This window comes from Streptomyces sp. 1-11 (genome assembly GCF_007176755.1).
GTDB lineage: Bacteria > Actinomycetota > Actinomycetes > Streptomycetales > Streptomycetaceae > Streptomyces.
On sequence record NZ_BJTV01000012.1, the window covers coordinates 57,021 to 75,284 of the forward strand.

The following is an 18,264-nucleotide window of genomic DNA, read 5'->3' on the forward strand; positions in this document are numbered from 1 at the left end:
ATCCGCCGTCAGCATTTGCGCGGACCGGGGACCCGGCGCGATCCTGGGCGCGTGAAGTCCGACCGGCTGCTGTCGATTCTGCTGCTCCTGCAGACCCGCGGCCGTGTTCCGGCGCGCGAACTGGCCGGCCGGCTGGAGGTGTCGGTCCGCACCATCTACCGCGACGTGGAGGCGCTCTCGGCGTCCGGGGTGCCCGTGTACGCCGAGCGCGGGCGGCACGGTGGCATCGAACTCCTCGCCGGTTTCCGCACCGACGTCACCGGCCTGACCGCGGACGAGTCCCGGGCGCTGTTCATCCTGGCCGCGCAGGGCGCCCACGCGGCGCTCGGTCTGGACACGGCCCTCGGCTCGGCGCTGCGCAAGGTGATGGCCGCGCTGCCCGCGCCGCACCGGCCCGCCGCCGAGGTCGCCAGCCGCCGCGTCCTGGTCGACGCCACCCGCTGGCTCAGCGGCCCGCAACAGGCCGTGGACCTGGAGGTGCTGCAGGACGCGGTCTTCTCCGACCGGCGGCTGCGGCTGCGCTACCGGCACAGCGGGGACCAGGAGCCGTCCGCGTACACCGTGGACCCCTACGGCCTGGTCGCCAAGGCCGGCGTCTGGTACCTGGTCGCCGACCGCCGCGGCGCGCCCCGGCTGTTCCGCGCCGACCGGGTGCGCTCGGCCCGGCTGCTCGACGATCCCGTGCGGCGGCGGCCCGGGGTCGAACTCGCCGACGCCTGGGAGGTGCTGCGCCGTCAGGTGGAGGACCGGCCGGGGGACGGCGTGGACGTCACCGTACGGGTCCGGCGCGAGCGCCTCGACATGTTCCGGCGCATGGCCGCCGCCCAGCTCACCGAGGTCTGCGACGACGACGGGGCGAGCGACTGGGTCACCGCCCGGCTGACGTACCCGGTGCTGCGCGCGGTGCGCCAACTGCTCGGGTTCTCCGACCAGGTGGAGCTCGTGGGACCGCCCGAGGCGCGCGCGGAACTGCTCCGGGCGGTCCGCTCCGTGACGGCCCTGTACCAGCAGCCCCGGCAGGACGGCCCGGACGGCGGCCCGGCCGCCGGGTGAGGCCGGGCGGGTCAGTCCAGCCAGTGGCGGCGGCCGACGCTGATGAGCCGCAACTGCCGCCGGGCGAGCGCGGTGACGCGCTCCCGCTCGTCCGCCGGGGCCTCCTGCGCCTCCAGGAAGAGGGAGGCGGTCAGCAGCATCTGGTCGACGTAGAGGTGCGCGAGCATCCCCAGGTCCTCGTCGTTCCAGCCGTGCGCCTGCGGGTCGTCGGCCAGCTCGGCCTTCACCTCCTCGGCGAAGCGGGCCAGTTGGTCGCGGATGGCCTCGCGCACCGGCTGGACTCCGCCATGCCGTTCACGGGCGATGAAACGGACGTGCGCGGGGTACCCGTCGACGTGGCGGGCGATCAGTTCGACGGCGCGCTTGATGCGTTCCTCGCTGTCGCCGGCCGCGGACACCGTCGTCCGCACCATCGGATGCAGGCTGCCCAGCGCCTCGTCGACCAGGGCCACACCGAGGTCGGCGGTGGAGCGGAAGTGCCGGTAGAAGGCGGTCGGAGCGACCCCGACGGCACGGGTGACCTCGCGCAGGCCGAGGCTGCTCAGGCTCTGCTCCTCCAGCAGCGCGAGCGCCGCGTCCAGGAACGCCTGCCGGGTCTTCTGCTTCTGGGCCTGCCGGACGCCGAGGGTGTGACTCATGTCATCCAGTTAACAACTGTTCTCCGGAATTGGAAAGCCGCGGGAAGCGCTAGACTCGAAGTCGGTGAACAACTGTTACTACAACTGTTCACCGAAAGTTCACAAGAGGACAACACGAGGCATCTCGGAGGGGGGATCTGATCCCATGCTGTTCCTCGTCGCCGCACTCATGCTGCTCGGTGTCGTGCTGGGCACCGTCGCTCACGCGCCGCTGACCGTCACCGCCGCGGCGGCCGCCGTCATCGCCGTCTGGCTCGGCGTCTTCGCGATCCGCGAGCGCCACGGCCGCCGCCGCCACACCTCGGCCGACTGGCCGTCCGCACCGACTTCCAGGAGCTGAGCACCATGCAACTCACCGCGCCGGCCTCGGGTCGCACGGAGAACCGCCCGCGCACCCGGGACGCCGACGGCATGGCCGTGGCGTCCTTCATCCTCGGCCTGCTCGGGCTGCTCGTCCTCAACATCGTCCTCGGCCCGGTCGCCATCGTCCTGGCCGCCGTCGCCCTGTGGCGCGGCACGTCCCGCCGCGGCCGCGCCTTCCTGGGCCTGGCCCTGGGCGTCGCCGACCTGGCGGTCCTGGGCCTCGCGATGGACCTGTCCCACACGGTGTCCTGGAGCCTGTGAGGCGTCCGGCCCGCCGCCGGCGCCGGCGTGTCGCCGCCCGGCGCGGACCCGGTGGGCGCTGGGGCGCACCCGGTGGCAGCCGAGGGAGCCGTACGGGAGCCGTAGAATCGGCGTCACCATGGCTTACCTCGACCACGCCGCGACGACCCCGATGCTCCCGGAGGCGGCAGAGGCACTGACCGCCCAGCTGAGCATCACGGGCAACGCCTCCTCCCTCCACGCGTCCGGCCGCAGGGCCCGCCGCACGGTGGAGGAGTCCCGCGAGACCCTCGCGGAGGCGCTGGGCGCCCGCCCCAGCGAGGTGGTGTTCACCTCGGGCGGCACCGAGGCCGACAACCTCGCGGTGAAGGGCCTGTACTGGGCCCGCCGCGCCGCCGACCCGGCCCGCACCCGGATCCTCGCCAGCCCCGTCGAGCACCACGCCGTCCTCGACGCCGTGCACTGGCTCGGCGAGCAGGAGGGCGCCACCGTCGAGTACCTGCCCGTCGACTCCCACGGCCGCGTCCACGCCGAGGCGCTGCGCGAGGCCATCGCCCGCGATCCCCGGGACGTCGCCCTGGCCACCGTGATGTGGGCCAACAACGAGATCGGCACCATCATGCCGGTGCGTGAACTGGCGGACGTCGCGGCCGAGTTCGACGTCCCGCTGCACGCGGACGCGGTGCAGGCCTTCGGCCAGGTGCCGGTCGGCTTCTCCGCCTCCGGACTCGCCGCGCTCACCGTGTCGGGCCACAAGATCGGCGGCCCGTACGGCATCGGCGCGCTGCTCCTCGGCCGCGAGTACACCCCGGTGCCCGTCCTGCACGGCGGCGGTCAGGAACGCCATGTGCGCTCCGGCACCCTCGACGTGCCCGCCGTGGCCTCCTTCGCGGTGGCCGGCCGGCTCGCCGCCGAGCGGCGCGAGTGGTTCGCCCGGGAGATCGGCGCCCTGCGGGACCAGTTGGTGGACGCCGTCCGTACGGCCGTGCCGGACGCGATCCTCGGCGGCGACCCGGCACCCGGCGGCCGCCTCCCGGCCAACGCCCACTTCACCTTCCCCGGCTGCGAGGGCGACTCCCTGCTGCTGCTGCTCGACGCCCAGGGCATCGAGTGCTCCACCGGCTCCGCCTGCACCGCCGGCGTCGCCCAGCCCAGCCACGTCCTGCTCGCCACCGGAACCGACCCGGACCTGGCGCGCGGCACCCTGCGCTTCTCCCTCGGGCACACGTCCACGGAGGCGGACGTGGAAGCGGTCGCCGAGGCCATCGGCCCCGCGGTGAAACGCGCCCGGGCGGCCGGACTCAGCTGAGGGGCGGGGCCCCGGCCCGGCGCACGCGAAAGACCTACGAAACGGGTTCCCTTCGCCGGCATTGTCCGGATCAGGTGGCTGGGGGTCGCCTTCCGGTCCAGTCCCTGCGACCTTCAGGCCTCTCAGTCCTAGCGCCGACGTCGGCCCCGGCGGAAGCATCCTGCCTCTCGCGGAAGTCGGCTACGCCGCTGTGACTCCCTCACTCGTTCCGTAGGCCTCTCTCAGGATAGAACCTCACCTGCCGGGCGAAAAAGGGGGCGAACCTAGATTTTTCCGGACGTCTGCCGCGCCCGTTCCACCAGCCCCATATAGCGCCGCCAGTCCCAGTGCGGCCCCGGATCCGTGTGGTCCGTCCCCGGCACCTGCGCGTGCCCGATGACGTGCTCACGGTCGGCGGACATGCCGTACCGGGCGCAGATCGCGGCCGTCAGCCGCGCCGACGCCGCGTACATCGCGTCCGTGAAGGACGAGGCGTCCTCCACGAAGCCCTCGTGCTCGATGCCGACGCTGCGCTCGTTGTACTCACGGTTGCCGGCGTGGAACGCCACGTCCAGCTCCCGTATGAGCTGGGTGACCCGCCCGTCCCGGCGCACGATGTAGTGCGCCGCCGCACCGTGCGCCGGGTCCTGGAAGGCCCGCACCGCGCTCTGATAACCGCCCTGCGTGACATGGACGACGACCCGGTCGACGGGGTAGTCGTCGGGGCGGTCCGCGCCGCGGTAGTTCGCCGGGGAGGCCGCCGCCCAGCGCGCGCCCCGGAAGTCCACCGCACCCGCTACCCGCGGCTTCTCCACCCCGGGCAGCCGCCACCACGCGTGGGACAGCTCCTGCCGGGCCAGCGCGGCGGTGCCCACGGCGGCCGCCAGCCCGCCGATCAGCAGCGCCCGCCGCCCCGGCCGCCGGTCCGTGTCGGTCATGGCCACCCCCGCCTCGTGCCTGTCCCGTCCGCTGTGATCGTCAACGGATGCGCGACGGCCGGGGTTCCCGCGGCCCCTTACCCTGGAAGGGTTATGACTGAGACCTCGCAGCGCCCCCTCCGCGTCCTCGCCGCCATGTCCGGCGGCGTCGACTCCGCCGTCGCCGCCGCGCGCGCCGCGGAAGCCGGGCACGACGTCACCGGCGTCCACCTCGCGCTCTCCGCGAACCCGCAATCCTTCCGCACCGGCGCGCGGGGCTGTTGCACCATCGAGGACTCGCGCGACGCCCGCCGCGCCGCCGACGTCATCGGCATCCCGTTCTACGTCTGGGACCTCGCCGACCGTTTCCGCGAGGACGTCGTCGAGGACTTCGTCGCCGAGTACGAGGCCGGCCGCACGCCCAACCCCTGCCTGCGCTGCAACGAGAAGATCAAGTTCGCCGCGCTGCTGGACAAGGCGCTCGCCCTCGGCTTCGACGCCGTCTGCACCGGTCACTACGCCCAGGTGATCACGCGCGCGGACGGCTCGCGCGAGCTGCACCGCGCCTCCGACATGGCCAAGGACCAGTCGTACGTCCTCGGTGTGCTGGACGAGCGGCAGCTCGCCCACGCGCTGTTCCCGCTCGGCGACACCGTCACCACCAAGGACGAGATCCGCGCCGAGGCCGAGCGGCGGGGCCTCGCCGTCGCCAAGAAGCCCGACTCGCACGACATCTGCTTCATCGCCGACGGCGACACCCAGGGCTTCCTGGCGGGCCGGCTCGGTAAGGCCGAGGGGGACATCGTCGACGAGTCCGGCGCGGTCGTCGGCACCCACGAGGGCGCGTACGGCTTCACCATCGGCCAGCGCAAGGGCCTGCGCCTCGGCACCCCGGCCCCCGACGGCAAGCCGCGGTACGTCCTCGACATCTCCCCGGTGAACAACACGGTGACCGTCGGCCCGGCCGCCGCCCTGGACGTCACCGCGCTCACCGCGGTCAAGCCGCGCTGGTGCGGCACCGCCCCGGCCGGCCCCGGCACCTACACCGCGCAGCTCCGCGCCCACGGCGGCGAGACCGAGGTGACGGCGGAACTCGCCGACGGCGCCCTGGAGGTGTCGTTCACCGAGCCGGTACGCGGCGTCGCCCCCGGCCAGGCGATCGTGCTGTACGACGGCACCCGCGTGGTCGGCTCGGCGACGATCGCCTCGACGGTGCGGGCGAAGGCCCCGGTGGCCTGAGCCCGCACGCCCCCGGGCGCCCGGCGGCGTGTCGGGCCGGCCCCGCCGGCCCTACTCCCAGTCCCAGGTCACGCCCACGTGCCCGGGGCGGATCTCGGGCTCCACGATGTGCACCGTGCCGTGCGCGTTCAGCGTGAGGTCGCCGAGGAACTCGGGCGGCGCCTGCACGCTGGTCCGCCCGGACCGCCGGCACCGCACCGGCAGGGCCGCCCGGTCGAAGGCGACCTGCAGCACGTAGGCGCCGCCCGCGTAGGTGAAGCCCCGGTAGTACTCGTTGCTCGGCCCGCCCGTGCCGTCCTCGAAGCGGTACCGCAGCACCGCCGTCTCACCCGCCGCGAGCCGTGCGTCGAACAGCAGCTCCACGGCCAGCATTCCGGCGTCCGGCGCCCGCCGAACCCGCCCGACCCGGCAGTTCTCCAGACCCACCGCCCGCATCCGCGCGGTGTCGCAGCCCCGCTCGCCGCAGTGGATGGCGACGTAGCGGTCCATGCCGTCGCGGTGCGCCCGCACCACGTGCTCGGCCTCGCGGCTGGCCAGCCGCCGGTCGGCGCCGATCCGCACCCGCTCGTACTGCAGCACGGTGTGCAAGCCGCCGTCGCTCGGCGCCTCCAGCTCGGCGAGCAGCCGTTCCAGCGCCGAGTCGGGGCCGAGCAGCATCCGGAACGGCCGGGCCACCGGCTGGTCGGCCGGGGCTCGCGGTCCGAGCAGCCGGGTCAGGGCGTGCTCCGGCAGTTCCAGCACCTCTTCCAGCGCGGTCACCGCGCGCAGCGACTCGGGCCGTTCCGGCCGGCGGACGCCGCGCTGCCAGTAACTGAGGCTGGTGACGCCCACGCTGACGCCGCGTTGCTCCAGCCGGTGGCGCACCCGGTGCAGCGCCAGCCCGCGGGCCGCCAGCGCCGCCCGCAGGGCCACCGCGAAGGGGCCGGTGCGCAGCGCCTCGGCGAGCCGTGCCTCCGCGTCCGATCCGGCGGGCTGTGCCTTCACCAAGGGAGCCTCCCTCCGCTCCGTCGTGAACGTTCACTTCCCGGACCGCGGCCGGGCCGAGGGCGCCGCGATGTTACCAGCGGCGAGAGCCGTGCCGTTCACAGTCGTACGCGGTCCGTTCACACGGGGGTCCGGAGGGAGACGGCGGGCGTTGACCATGGGCCGGTGCTCCCCGATGCTCGTCGGCGAGCGCCAGGACGGGCTCCCTCCGCCCGCCCCGACCTCTCAGCAGGGAGGAAACGCCGTGCACCGGTTCCACGTCCTGATCCGCCCGGTCGCCGCCGGATCGCTCGCCGCCGCCGTGCTCCTGCTGAGCGGCGCCGGCACCGCCAAGGCCGCCCCGGCCGGACCCCATGCCCGCGGCGACGGCCGGACCGCCGCCGCCCGCGGCATGGCCGACGGCGCTGGCGGCCCGTCCGGCCGGTTCTCCGCCGGCGCCCCGGACCGTGCGAACCGGGGAGCGGCTCTCCCGCGATCGAGGCCGTGCCGCACCTCGACGGCGGGGACGCCGACGAAGACCCCGGAGCGCGGTGACCTGGCCGCCCGCGTTCCGACGGGTGCGCGCGGGCGACGGCCCCACACGTCGCCCTCCACGCACCGGGGAGTGGGCCCGGGGAACGGCCCCCACGGGGTCCGGACCCGCTCCGAAGCTGCCCGGACCCACCTCGGGGGGTGGGTCCGGGCAGCGACCCCGAAGACGGGGACGGGCCCGGTACACCGCCCCACCGGGCCGGGCCCGTTCTCACGCTCATCGGGTCGGACCTGTCCTCGCGTCACCGGGCAGGATCCGTCCTCGCGTCACCGGGTCGGGCCCTTCCTCACGTCGCTGGTCCGGGTCCGTCCCCACGCTCACCGGGCCGGACCTGTCCTCGTGTCACCGGGCAGGATCTGTCCTCGCGCCACGGGGTCGGACCCGTCCTCCCGCCACCCTGCCGGGCCCGTTCTCACGCCATAGGGGCGGTACCGGCTCAACCCCGGTCGGTCAGCCGGTGAAGAAGTCCGCGAGGACCGGGGCGAGTACCTCCGGCTCCACCGCGTGGGTCTGGCCCTCCAGGGCTCGGTAGGCGCCCTGCGGCACGGTCCGGGCGATCGCCTCGGCCGCCTCGCGCAGCCACCCCGGGCTTGCCCCGCCCGCGACCGACAGGACCGGCACGGAGATCCCGGCCAGCCGTTCCCGGGGCAGCACCCCGTCGCCCATGACCGAGTCGTCGTACGCGAGACTGGGCGCGACGGACTCCATGCCGGCCCACATCGGTGACTGGCGCGCGCTGCTGATCGTCTCCTCGCCGAGGCCCGTCAGCCGCAGGAACAGTTCCACCGCGTCACCCCGCCGGCCCTCGGACAGCGCCTTCTCCAGCCGCTCCGTGTACGCCCGCTTCCCGGCTCCGCCGTCCAGGGAGTCCGCGAACGGCACCTCGTACACGGCGGCCTGACGGACCGGCAGGCCGCTCGCCACCGCCTCCAGCACCAGCGCGCCGCCCGAGGAGACCCCGTACAGGCCCGCCGCGCCGTCCACCGCGTCGACCAGCGCGGCCAGGTCCTCGACCTCGCGCTCCACCGCGTACGGCGCCGTGTCGCCGCTCTCGCCGCGGCCCCGGCGGTCGTAGACGACGGCCGTGCACCGGTCGGCCAGCCGGTGCGCGAGGGGCGCCACGGTGCCGCCCGTGGACATCGCGCCGCTCACCAGGATCACCGTCGGCCCCTGGCCGGTCACTCGGTACGCAATGGGGGTGCCGTCGCGGGAAGTCGTCTTCTTGTCCATGTCCGTGCAGACTGCCGCACGGCGCGGGACTCATCGGTCACGACACGTCGGCGGCGCGGAGACTCACGCCTCTTCGACCTCCTCCACCTCGTAGAAGCATACGTGGTCCTTGATCGCGGCCACGTCCGGCTTCGGGTCCGGGTACGCCCATGCCAGGTCGGGCGCGTCCGGCAGCGACCAGTAGGAGGCGGTGCCCTTGAACGGGCAGACGGTGTGGGTGCCGGACGGCGTGAGCAGATCGAGCCTGACGTCCTCGGCGGGGATGTAGTACCGCACCGGACAGCCCGTCTCGCGCAGCAGCAGGGGCCGGTCGGTCTCCGCCAGCACCTGGCCTTCGCGCACCGCACGCACGCGCCGCTCGCCCTGTTCGATGGTGATCGTGTGTCCTCGGCTCATACCAGGACAGCGCCTGAGGGCCCGGACTTCTTCCCGCGTACCGTTGGGGCATGAACATCTGCGTCTTCCTCTCCGCCGCCGACCTCGACGAGCGCTACACCCGGCCCGCCCGCGAGTTCGCGGAACTGCTCGGCAAGGCGGGCCACACCCTGGTCTGGGGCGGATCCAACGTCGGTCTGATGAAGGTCGTCGCCGACGGGGTCCAGGAGGCGGGCGGCAGGCTGCTGGGCGTCTCGGTGGAGTTCCTCGCCGCGAAGGCGCGCCCCGGCGCCGACGAGATGGTGATCGCCGCAGACCTCGCCGAGCGCAAGAGGCTGCTGCTGGAGAAGGCCGACGCCGTGGTGATCATGGTGGGCGGCACCGGGACGCTGGACGAGGCCACCGAGATCCTGGAGCTGAAGAAGCACGGCCGCACCGAGAAGCCGGTGGTGCTGCTGAACACGGCCGGTTTCTACGACGGGCTCCAGGAGCAGTTCCGCCGCATGGAGGCCGAGGGCTTCCTGCCGCGCCCGCTCGCCGAGCTGATGTTCTTCGCCGAGGAGCCGGCGGCCGCCCTGGCCCACCTCGAGGAGTCACTCGCGGCCGGCTGATGCGAGCATGGCGGACATGGCTACTCATGTGATCACCGGCGCGGGTTCCGGCATCGGCGCGGCCGTCGCCCGCCGGCTGCACGCGCGCGGGGACGACGTCGTCCTGCACGCGCGCGACGCGGGCCGCGCCAAGGAACTGGCGGCCGAGTTCCCCGGGGCGCGCACCCTGGTGGGCGACCTCGCCGACCCCGACAAGCTCTCCTGGGCCTTCTCCCACCAGGCGCTCCCGGAGCGGGTCGACTCGCTGCTGCACATCGCGGGCGTCGTGGACCTCGGCGAGGTCGGCGAGCTGACCCCCAGGTCGTGGCGCCACCAGCTCAACGTCAACCTGATCGCGCCCGCCGAGCTGACCCGGCACTTCCTGCCCCAGCTCCGCGCCGCCCGCGGCCATGTGATCTTCGTCAATTCCGGCTCCGGCCTGAACGCCCACGCCGGCTGGTCCGCGTACGCCGCGTCCAAGCACGGCCTGAAGGCGCTGGCCGACTCCCTGCGCGAGGAGGAGCACGCCAACGGGGTCCGCGTCACCTCCGTCTACCCCGGACGTACGGCCAGCCCCATGCAGGCCAAGGTGCACCAGCAGGAGGGCAAGGAGTACGACGCCGCCCGGTGGATCGACCCCGAGTCGGTGGCGACCACCGTCCTGACCGCCCTCGACCTGCCGAGGGACGCGGAGATCAACGACCTGACGGTGCGCCCGGGCCGCTGACCGCCGTCACACCCGGGGCCCGCGGGCTACGTAGGCTTCACCCCGTGGACGACAACATTCGCTTCGGCGCGGCCACCGGGATCGGGTCGATGCCCGGTGGGGACGCCCGGGAGGCCGCCAAGACCGTCACCGGCAGTTTCGAGGACTTCCCCTTCCTGCCCGAGCTGCCCGCGCGCGGGCCCGGCGCCGACATGATCGGGCGCACCGCCGGGATGCTGGTCGAGCTGTACGCGCGCGTGGAGCCCAGCGGCTGGCGGATCGGCGACCGGCCGGGCCGGGACACCAAGCGGGCCCGGTCCTGGCTGGGGGAGGACCTCGACGCGCTGGAGGAGTTCACCCAGGGCCACGAGGGCGACCTCAAGGTGCAGGCCGTCGGACCGTGGACGCTGGCCGCCGCGCTGGAGCTGAGGAACGGCGAGGCCGCGCTGTCCGACCCGGGCGCCTGCCGCGACCTCGCCGCCTCGCTGGCGGAGGGGCTGCGGCTGCACCTCGCGGAGGTACGGCGCCGGATCCCCGGCGCCCGCCTCGTGCTCCAGCTCGACGAGCCCTCGCTCACCGCCGTGCTGCGCGGCCGGGTGCGGACCGCCAGCGGCTACCGCACCCACCGGGCCGTCGACCGGCAGCTGGTCGAGGCCACGCTCCGCGACGTGATCGGGGTGCACGCGGACGGCCCGGTCGCCGTCCACTCCTGCGCCCCCGACGTGCCCTTCGCCCTGCTGCGCCGGGCCGGCGCCGACGCCGTCTCCTTCGACTTCTCGCTCCTCACCGAGCGTGACGACGACGCCATCGGGGAGGCCGTGGAGGACGGCGTCCGGCTGTTCGCCGGTGTCGTGCCGGGCACGGACGGCCCATTGTCAGACCCTGCCGGTAGCGTCATGGGTGTCAGGACGCTGTGGCGCAGGCTGGGGCTGCGTCCCGGGCTGCTCGCCGAAGCGGTCACGGTCACCCCGGCATGCGGTCTCGCGGGTGCTTCTCCCGCGTACGCACGCCAGGTGCTCGCGCACTGCGTCCGGGCGGCGAGATCCCTCGCGGACAACCCAGAGTAACGGGAGGACGACACGGTGGCCGGCGACAAGCAGCAGGCGGAGACGGCAGTGCCCGCCGAGGCACGGGAGAAGCACGCGCAGCTCGCTGAGCAGATCGAGGAGCACCGCTTCCGGTACTACGTGAAGGACGCCCCCGTCGTCAGCGACGCGGAGTTCGACCAGCTCCTGAAGAGCCTGGAGGCGCTGGAGGAGCGGTACCCGGAGCTGCGCACGCCCGACTCGCCGACCCAGAAGGTCGCCGGGGCCTACGCCACGGAGTTCTCCGCGGTCGAGCACCGCGAGCGGATGCTGTCCCTGGACAACACCTTCAACGACGACGAGCTCGCCGCCTGGGCCGACCGCATCGCGAGGGAACTCGGCGAGCAGGAGTACCACTTCCTGTGCGAGCTGAAGGTGGACGGACTCGCCGTCAACCTCACCTACGAGAACGGCCGCCTCACGCGCGCGGCCACCCGCGGCGACGGCCGTACCGGCGAGGACATCACCCCCAACGTCCGCACCATCGCGGAGATCCCGGACCGGCTGAAGGGCGACGAGGTCCCCGCCCTGGTGGAGATCCGCGGCGAGGTCTACTTCCCGATGGAGAAGTTCCTCGAACTCAACGAGCGCCTGGTCGCCGCCGGGGACAAGCCCTTCGCCAACCCCCGCAACGCCGCCGCCGGTTCGCTGCGCCAGAAGGACCCGCGCGTCACCGCCACCCGCCCGCTGCACATGGTCGTCCACGGCATCGGCGCCCTGGAGGGCTTCACGGGCATGACCCGCCTCTCCCAGGCCTACGACCTGCTGAAGACCTGGGGCCTGCCCACCTCGCGGCACAACCGGGTGGTCGACGACCTCGACGGCGTACGGGAGTTCATCGCCTACTACGGCGAGAACCGCCACTCCGTGGAACACGAGATCGACGGCGTCGTGGTCAAGCTGGACGAGCTGCGCCTCCAGGGGCGCCTCGGCTCCACCGCGCGGGCGCCGCGCTGGGCGATCGCCTACAAGTACGCCCCGGAAGAGGTCAACACCCGGCTCATCGACATCAAGGTGGGTGTCGGCCGCACCGGCCGGGTCACGCCGTACGCCCAGGTCGAGCCGGTCACGGTGGCGGGCAGCGAGGTCGAGTTCGCCACCCTGCACAACCAGGAGGTCGTCAAGGCCAAGGGCGTGCTCATCGGCGACACCGTCGTCCTGCGCAAGGCCGGTGACGTCATCCCGGAGATCCTCGGTCCGGTGGCCGACCTGCGGGACGGCAGCGAGCGGGAGTTCGTGATGCCGGGCGAGTGCCCGGAGTGCGGCACCCCGCTGCGGGCCATGAAGGAGGGCGACATCGATCTGCGCTGCCCGAACGCCCGTACCTGCCCGGCCCAGTTGCGCGGGCGCGTGTCCTATCTCGCGGGCCGCGAGTGCCTGGACATCGAGCACTTCGGCGACGTGGCCGCCGCCGCGCTGACCCAGCCGCTGGAGCCGTCCGACCCGCCGCTGGTCGACGAGGGCGACCTGTTCGACCTGACGGTGGAGAAGCTGCTGCCCATCAGGGCCTACGTGCTGGACCCGGACAGCGGCCTGCCCAAGCGGGACCCGAAGACCGGCGAGGACAAGGTCGTCGCGGTCTTCGCCAACCAGAAGGGCGAGCCGAAGAAGAACACCCTGGCGCTGCTGGAGAACATCGAGGCCGCGAAGTCCCGTCCGCTCGCCCGCTTCCTGAACGGGCTCTCCATCCGGCACGTCGGCCCGGTCGCGGCCCAGGCGCTCGCCCGCGAGTTCCGCTCGATGGACCGCATCGAACAGGCCACCGAGGAGGAGCTGGCCACCACCGACGGCGTCGGCCCCATCATCGCCGCCGCCCTCAAGGAGTGGTTCGCCGAGGAGTGGCACCGCGAGATCGTCCGCAAGTGGAAGGCGGCCGGGGTCCCGCTGGAGGACGAGGCCTCCGGCGAGGACGAGGGCCCGCGTCCGCTGGAGGGGCTCACCGTCGTCGTCACCGGCACCCTGGAAAACTTCACCCGGGACGGCGCCAAGGAGGCGCTGCAGAGCCGCGGCGCCAAGGTGACCGGTTCGGTCTCGAAGAAGACCTCGTTCGTGGTCGTCGGCGACAACCCGGGTTCCAAGTACGACAAGGCGATGCAGCTCAAGGTCCCCGTGCTGAACGAGGACGGTTTTGGCGTCCTGTTGGAGCGGGGACCCGAAGCGGCGGCCGAAGTCGCGCTTCCGGCCGGGGAGTAGCGGTTGAAGGCCACCCGATCGGTGCATATCAGATGCATACGGGTGGCCCGGGCGCATTCGGGCAACCGTCGACGACCGCTGCCCGAGGAAGCCTTCCGCGGCCTACTGTTGAGGTGTGCGCCCGCCGTGCCCCCAAGCGGTCGGGGCATCCCCCCTGCCCGTCAGGGCCGGGGATCGGGTTGTTCGACGCGGAGCCGCTGAGGGTTGTCGGGCATCGGGCCGCGTGGCGTGGGCACCGCCGGCTGTGAGAGGGACGGGAATGGAACCGACCGAGAGCGCCGCCCCGCACTCACGGCTGCGCCTGCGCGGCCGTGCGGGCGCGTGGCGGGGGACCCGGTGGACGGGGCGCGGCGCCGTACGGCCCCGCCCGGCCGGGCCGGGCACCGCGTCCCCGCCGAACCTCACGGTCCCGGCCGTCGAGGCCGCCCGGACCCGGCCCGGACCCGAGGCCGAACGGCCCACGCCCTGGCCCGCGTTGCGCGCGGCCGTCGTGTCCGCCGCCGCACTCGCCCTGGCCGCCGGCTTCTACCGCGCCTTCGCCGGCCACCACGCCCTCTTCCCGTGCGACACGCCCGGCTGGTCGCTGGCCCTGCTCACCGGGGTCATCGTCGGCCACCTCGTGATGCTCGGCCGCGCCCGCTGGTGGGGCGGCACGGGCTCCGGCGCGGCCCTCACGCTGGCCGTCCTGCTGCTGTACGGCTGGATGCCGGCCGGGATGGTCAGCCTCACCGTCGTCGTGCTGGTCGGCGTGGCCAGACGCCAGCGCTGGCGGCAGGGCGTGCTGCACGGCGCGGTGGACATCCTCGGGATCAGCGCCGGCGCCCTGGTGCTCGGCTTCTTCGGGCGCGTGCCCAGTGTCGAGGAGCCCTGGCGGCCCGACAGCTGGGGCGTCACCACCGCACCGGAGGTGGTGCTCGTCGCGGCCGCCTACCTCGCGGTCAGCCGCGGCCTGCTGTGGTACGTGCACGCCCCGCGCGGCGGCCCGCTGCCCACCGTCGCCCGCACCGCCCTGGTCCGGCAGGGCCTGCTCGCCGTGGCGCTGCTCGGCATCGCCCCGCTGGTGTGCGTGGTCGCCGACGCACGGCCGGTGCTGCTGCCGCTCTTCGCCATCCCGCTGATCGCCCTCGACTCCACGCTGTGGATGGCCCGGGCCCGCGCCGAGGAGCAGTTGCGCGACCCGCTGACCGGGCTGCCCAACCGGCAGTGGCTGCTGGAGCGGATCTGGACCGCCCTCGACGACGCCGAGCGGATCGGCGCCCGGGCCGCGCTCATGCTGATCGACCTCGACCGGTTCCGTTCGGTGAACGACACCCTCGGCCATCTCGCCGGCGACCGGCTGCTGCTGCAGATCGCCGACCGGCTCCGGCAGGCCCTGCCGCGCGGCGCGGAGGCCGCCCGGCTCGGCGGGGACGAGTTCGCCGTCTTACTGCCCGTCGCGGACTCCACCACTTCCGCCACCCGCGTCGCCCGCGGCCTCGTCGCGGAACTCAGCTCCCCGCTCGACCTCGACGGGCTCACCCTCGTGCTGGAGGCCAGCGCCGGGGTCGCCGTCTTCCCCGACCACGCGCTGGACGCCGAGGGGCTGCTGCGGCGGGCCGACGTGGCGATGTACCAGGCGAAGCGGGACCGTACCGGCGTCGAGGTCTACGAGTCCAAGCGGGACTCCAACACGCCCGACCGGCTTGGCCTGCTGGGCGATCTGCGCCGGGCGCTGGACGCCCACGAGGTGCAGCTCCACTACCAGCCGAAGGTCCGCTTCGACGGGCAGGTCGCGGGCCTGGAGGCGCTGGTGCGCTGGGTGCACCCCGAGCGCGGGAAGGTTCCGCCGGACGAGTTCATAGCGATCGCCGAGTCCTCCGGGCTGATGCCCCACCTCACGGAGTACGTGCTGGAGACCGCGCTCGGCCAGGTCGCCGCCTGGCGGGCGCAGGGGCTCCGGGTGCCGGTGGCGGTCAACGTCTCCCCGCGCGACGTGCACACCCCCGGCTTCGCCGGCTCGGTCGCCGCCCGCCTGGCGCGGCACGGGGTCCCGGCCGGGGCGCTCCAGCTCGAGATAACCGAGCACGTCCTGCTGGAGGACCCGCAGCGGGCCGCCGACACCCTGGCCGCGCTCACCGGGCACGGCGTGAAGATGTCCCTGGACGACTTCGGCACCGGGTACTCCTCGCTGGTGCACCTGCGCCGGCTGCCGGTCAGCGAGCTGAAGATCGACCGCTCCTTCGTGGCCCGGCTGGCCGTGGACACCGAGGACGCGGAGATCGTGCGCTGCACGGTCGACCTGGCGCACTCCCTCGGGCTGCTCGTCGTGGCCGAGGGAGTGGAGGACGACGAGACCTGGGAGCGGCTGCGCGACCTCGGCTGCGACGCGGTCCAGGGCTGGCTGGTCGCCGCCGCGATGCCGCCGGACGAGACGACCGCGTGGCTGCTGGCCCGCGGCTCACGCGGCTGGCAGCGGCCACGGGCGGCCCTGCCGGCCGCCGAGTAGCACCCGGCCGAGGGTGCGGTCGGCTCCCGGGAGTGCGGTCGGCTCGTGGTGGGGCGGTGGGCCGGTGGGGCGGGCGTGTGCTGTGGCGCCCGGTCGGCTCGCCGTGAGGCGCGGGACCAGCCAGGGTGAGCCCGCGCCCGTGCGCCTGCTCCGGCGGCCGTCCGCCGCGCGGCCGCGTGACCGGTCCGTGCGGTGCGGTCCGGAACGTCTCCGCGGGCGGCCCCGGGTCGTCCGTTTCACGGGCACCGCCCCCGGCCCCATAGGATTGGCCCCAAACCGCACGCACTCACCCCAGAGGATCGCTGCATGCCTGGCATCACGCGCGAGGAGGTCGCCCACCTCGCCCGGCTGGCGCGTCTGGAGCTGAAGCCCGAAGAACTCGATCACTTCGCGGGCCAGCTGGACGACATCATCGGCGCGGTCGCCCGCGTCAGCGAGGTCGCCGACCAAGACGTTCCGCCGACCTCCCACCCGCTGCCGCTGACGAACGTCATGCGCGCGGACGAGGTCCGTCCCTCGCTCACCCCCGAGCAGGCGCTCTCCGGCGCCCCGGCCCAGGAGCAGCAGCGTTTCAAGGTGCCGCAGATCCTGGGGGAGGACTGAACCGCATGACCGACAGCAACATCATCAAGCTCACGGCCGCCGAGACCGCCGAGAAGATCGCCTCCGGCGAGCTGACGGCCGTCCAGGTCACCGAGGCCCACCTCGCCCGCATCGAGGCCGTCGACGAGAAGGTGCACGCCTTCCTGCACGTCGACCGCGAGGGCGCCCTCGCCCAGGCCCGCGCCGTGGACGAGAAGCGGGCCCGCGGCGAGAAGCTCGGCCCGCTGGCCGGCGTCCCGCTCGCGCTGAAGGACATCTTCACCACCGAGGGCGTGCCGACCACCGTCGGTTCGAAGATCCTCGAGGGCTGGATCCCGCCGTACGACGCGACGCTCACCAAGCGGCTGAAGGCCGCCGACGTCGTCATCCTCGGCAAGACCAACATGGACGAGTTCGCCATGGGCTCCTCCACCGAGAACAGCGCCTACGGCCCCACCGGCAACCCCTGGGACCTCACCAGGATCCCCGGCGGCTCCGGCGGCGGTTCGTCCGCCGCGCTCGCCTCCTTCCAGGCGCCGCTCGCCATCGGCACCGACACCGGCGGCTCCATCCGCCAGCCGGCCGCCGTCACCGGCACGGTCGGCGTGAAGCCGACGTACGGCGCGGTCTCCCGGTACGGCATGGTCGCCTTCTCCTCCTCCCTGGACCAGGGCGGCCCCTGCGCCCGCACGGTGCTGGACGCGGCCCTGCTGCACGAGGTCATCGCCGGGCACGACCCGCTCGACTCCACCTCCATCGACGCCCCGGTCCCGCCGGTGGTCGAGGCCGCGCGCAACGGCAGCGTCGAGGGCATGCGGGTCGGCGTCGTCAAGCAGTTCCGCGGCGAGGGCTACCAGGCCGGCGTCGTGCAGCGCTTCGACGAGTCGGTGGAGCTGCTGAAGGAGCTGGGCGCCGAGATCGTCGAGCTGGACTGCCCGTCCTTCGACCTCGCGCTGTCCGCGTACTACCTGATCGCGCCGTCCGAGTGCTCCTCCAACCTCGCCCGCTTCGACGGCCTGCGCTACGGCCTGCGGACCGGCGACGACGGCGGCCACTCCGCCGAGGAGGTCACCTCCCTCACCCGTGAGGCGGGCTTCGGCCCCGAGGTGAAGCGGCGCGTCATGCTCGGCACCTACGCCCTGTCGAGCGGCTACTACGACGCCTACTACGGCTCCGCGCAGAAGGTCCGCACGCTCATCACGCGCGACTTCGAGAAGGCCTTCGAGCAGGTCGACGTCATCGTCTCGCCGACCACGCCGACCACCGCCTTCGCGATCGGCGAGCGCGCCGACGACCCGATGGCGATGTACCTGGCCGACCTGTGCACCATCCCGACCAACCTGGCGGGCAACGCGGCCATGTCGCTGCCCTGCGGCCTCGCCCCGGAGGACAACCTCCCGGTGGGCCTGCAGATCATCGCCCCGGCGCTCAAGGACGACAGGCTGTACAAGGTCGGAGCCGCCGTCGAGGCCGCCTTCGTGGAAAGGTGGGGGCACCCGTTGCTCGAGGAGGCTCCGTCGCTGTGAGTGCACTGAACAAGGCCAAGGGCTTCAAGAAGTCGAAGTCCGGCACGTACCTGTCGATGGCCGGGACCGCGTTCGGCGCGTTCGGCGTGGCCAAGCAGATCAAGAAGGCGCGCGCCGAGCAGGACACACTGCGGCTGATCGACGCCGCCGTGTCCGCCGTCGCGATCGTCACCGGCCTCGCCATCCTCTACCGCGAGCTGAAGCGGCTGGGCGACGACGACGTCCTGCTGGGCTGAGA

At 73.6% G+C, this 18,264-nt stretch carries 18 protein-coding genes; 13 read left to right on the forward strand and 5 right to left on the reverse strand.

Annotation, left to right across the window (positions count from 1 at the left end; translation table 11 throughout):
• Window positions 1-51: 51 nt before the first annotated feature.
• Window positions 52-1,053 carry a YafY family protein gene (locus tag TNCT1_RS24415; protein WP_143635800.1) on the forward strand — a complete coding sequence of 334 codons (1,002 nt, stop codon included), beginning with the start codon at window positions 52-54 and terminating at the stop codon, window positions 1,051-1,053.
• 11 nt (window positions 1,054-1,064) lie between these two features.
• Here the strand turns inward: TNCT1_RS24415 and TNCT1_RS24420 are convergent, their stop codons facing one another.
• Window positions 1,065-1,691, reverse strand: a complete 627-nt coding sequence (locus TNCT1_RS24420; protein WP_143635802.1) for a TetR family transcriptional regulator — start codon at window positions 1,689-1,691, stop codon at window positions 1,065-1,067.
• A 145-nt stretch (window positions 1,692-1,836) separates the two neighbouring features.
• Between TNCT1_RS24420 and TNCT1_RS24425 the strand changes: the two genes are divergently transcribed.
• The 3 genes from TNCT1_RS24425 to TNCT1_RS24435 all read left to right on the forward strand — a co-directional run bounded on the left by TNCT1_RS24425 (window position 1,837) and on the right by TNCT1_RS24435 (window position 3,603).
• Window positions 1,837-2,031 (forward strand): hypothetical protein, encoded by a 195-nt coding sequence (locus TNCT1_RS24425; protein WP_143635804.1) that lies wholly within the window; start codon window positions 1,837-1,839, stop codon window positions 2,029-2,031.
• Between the two features lie 5 nt (window positions 2,032-2,036).
• Window positions 2,037-2,315: a DUF4190 domain-containing protein gene (locus tag TNCT1_RS24430; protein ID WP_143635806.1), complete on the forward strand. Its 279-nt coding sequence runs from the start codon at window positions 2,037-2,039 to the stop codon at window positions 2,313-2,315.
• Window positions 2,316-2,433: 118 nt separating this feature from the next.
• Window positions 2,434-3,603: a cysteine desulfurase family protein gene (locus tag TNCT1_RS24435; protein ID WP_143635808.1), complete on the forward strand. Its 1,170-nt coding sequence runs from the start codon at window positions 2,434-2,436 to the stop codon at window positions 3,601-3,603.
• 263 nt (window positions 3,604-3,866) lie between these two features.
• On the opposite strand, the gene TNCT1_RS24440 is transcribed toward TNCT1_RS24435, so the two are convergent.
• Window positions 3,867-4,520 (reverse strand): N-acetylmuramoyl-L-alanine amidase, encoded by a 654-nt coding sequence (locus TNCT1_RS24440; protein ID WP_143635810.1) that lies wholly within the window; start codon window positions 4,518-4,520, stop codon window positions 3,867-3,869.
• Window positions 4,521-4,613: 93 nt separating this feature from the next.
• Between TNCT1_RS24440 and mnmA the strand changes: the two genes are divergently transcribed.
• Window positions 4,614-5,738 carry a tRNA 2-thiouridine(34) synthase MnmA gene (gene mnmA / locus TNCT1_RS24445; protein ID WP_143635812.1) on the forward strand — a complete coding sequence of 375 codons (1,125 nt, stop codon included), beginning with the start codon at window positions 4,614-4,616 and terminating at the stop codon, window positions 5,736-5,738.
• A gap of 51 nt (window positions 5,739-5,789) precedes the next feature.
• On the opposite strand, the gene TNCT1_RS24450 is transcribed toward mnmA, so the two are convergent.
• The 3 genes from TNCT1_RS24450 to TNCT1_RS24460 form a co-directional block, all read right to left on the reverse strand.
• The gene (locus tag TNCT1_RS24450; protein WP_235902876.1) at window positions 5,790-6,725 is read right to left on the reverse strand and encodes a hypothetical protein; all 936 of its coding nucleotides are present in this window, start codon (window positions 6,723-6,725) and stop codon (window positions 5,790-5,792) included.
• Window positions 6,726-7,704: 979 nt separating this feature from the next.
• Window positions 7,705-8,484 carry an alpha/beta fold hydrolase gene (locus TNCT1_RS24455; protein WP_143635814.1) on the reverse strand — a complete coding sequence of 260 codons (780 nt, stop codon included), beginning with the start codon at window positions 8,482-8,484 and terminating at the stop codon, window positions 7,705-7,707.
• Between the two features lie 63 nt (window positions 8,485-8,547).
• Complete coding sequence (locus TNCT1_RS24460; protein WP_143635816.1) at window positions 8,548-8,880, reverse strand: DUF427 domain-containing protein; 333 nt, start codon at window positions 8,878-8,880, stop codon at window positions 8,548-8,550.
• Window positions 8,881-8,930: 50 nt separating this feature from the next.
• On the opposite strand from TNCT1_RS24460, the gene TNCT1_RS24465 reads away from it, so the two are divergent.
• From TNCT1_RS24465 to TNCT1_RS24500, 8 genes are all read left to right on the forward strand, one after another.
• A complete protein-coding gene (locus TNCT1_RS24465) occupies window positions 8,931-9,470 on the forward strand; it encodes a TIGR00730 family Rossman fold protein (RefSeq protein ID WP_143635818.1) in 540 nt (179 codons plus the stop codon).
• Between the two features lie 7 nt (window positions 9,471-9,477).
• Window positions 9,478-10,176, forward strand: a complete 699-nt coding sequence (locus TNCT1_RS24470) for an SDR family oxidoreductase (RefSeq protein WP_143635820.1) — start codon at window positions 9,478-9,480, stop codon at window positions 10,174-10,176.
• A gap of 44 nt (window positions 10,177-10,220) precedes the next feature.
• Complete coding sequence (locus TNCT1_RS24475) at window positions 10,221-11,222, forward strand: methionine synthase (protein ID WP_143635822.1); 1,002 nt, start codon at window positions 10,221-10,223, stop codon at window positions 11,220-11,222.
• Window positions 11,223-11,237: 15 nt separating this feature from the next.
• Complete coding sequence (gene ligA / locus TNCT1_RS24480; protein WP_143635824.1) at window positions 11,238-13,433, forward strand: NAD-dependent DNA ligase LigA; 2,196 nt, start codon at window positions 11,238-11,240, stop codon at window positions 13,431-13,433.
• 259 nt (window positions 13,434-13,692) lie between these two features.
• Complete coding sequence (locus TNCT1_RS24485) at window positions 13,693-15,918, forward strand: bifunctional diguanylate cyclase/phosphodiesterase (RefSeq protein ID WP_143635826.1); 2,226 nt, start codon at window positions 13,693-13,695, stop codon at window positions 15,916-15,918.
• A gap of 306 nt (window positions 15,919-16,224) precedes the next feature.
• Entirely contained in the window at window positions 16,225-16,521 is a 297-nt protein-coding gene (gene gatC / locus TNCT1_RS24490) for an Asp-tRNA(Asn)/Glu-tRNA(Gln) amidotransferase subunit GatC (protein ID WP_018531282.1), read from the forward strand.
• Window positions 16,522-16,526: 5 nt separating this feature from the next.
• Window positions 16,527-18,026, forward strand: coding sequence for an Asp-tRNA(Asn)/Glu-tRNA(Gln) amidotransferase subunit GatA (gatA, locus tag TNCT1_RS24495; protein ID WP_143635828.1), 1,500 nt, complete (start codon window positions 16,527-16,529; stop codon window positions 18,024-18,026).
• The gene (locus tag TNCT1_RS24500; protein WP_143635829.1) at window positions 18,023-18,262 is read left to right on the forward strand and encodes a hypothetical protein; all 240 of its coding nucleotides are present in this window, start codon (window positions 18,023-18,025) and stop codon (window positions 18,260-18,262) included. Before gatA ends, TNCT1_RS24500 begins: the two co-directional genes overlap by 4 nt.
• Window positions 18,263-18,264 lie beyond the last annotated feature (2 nt).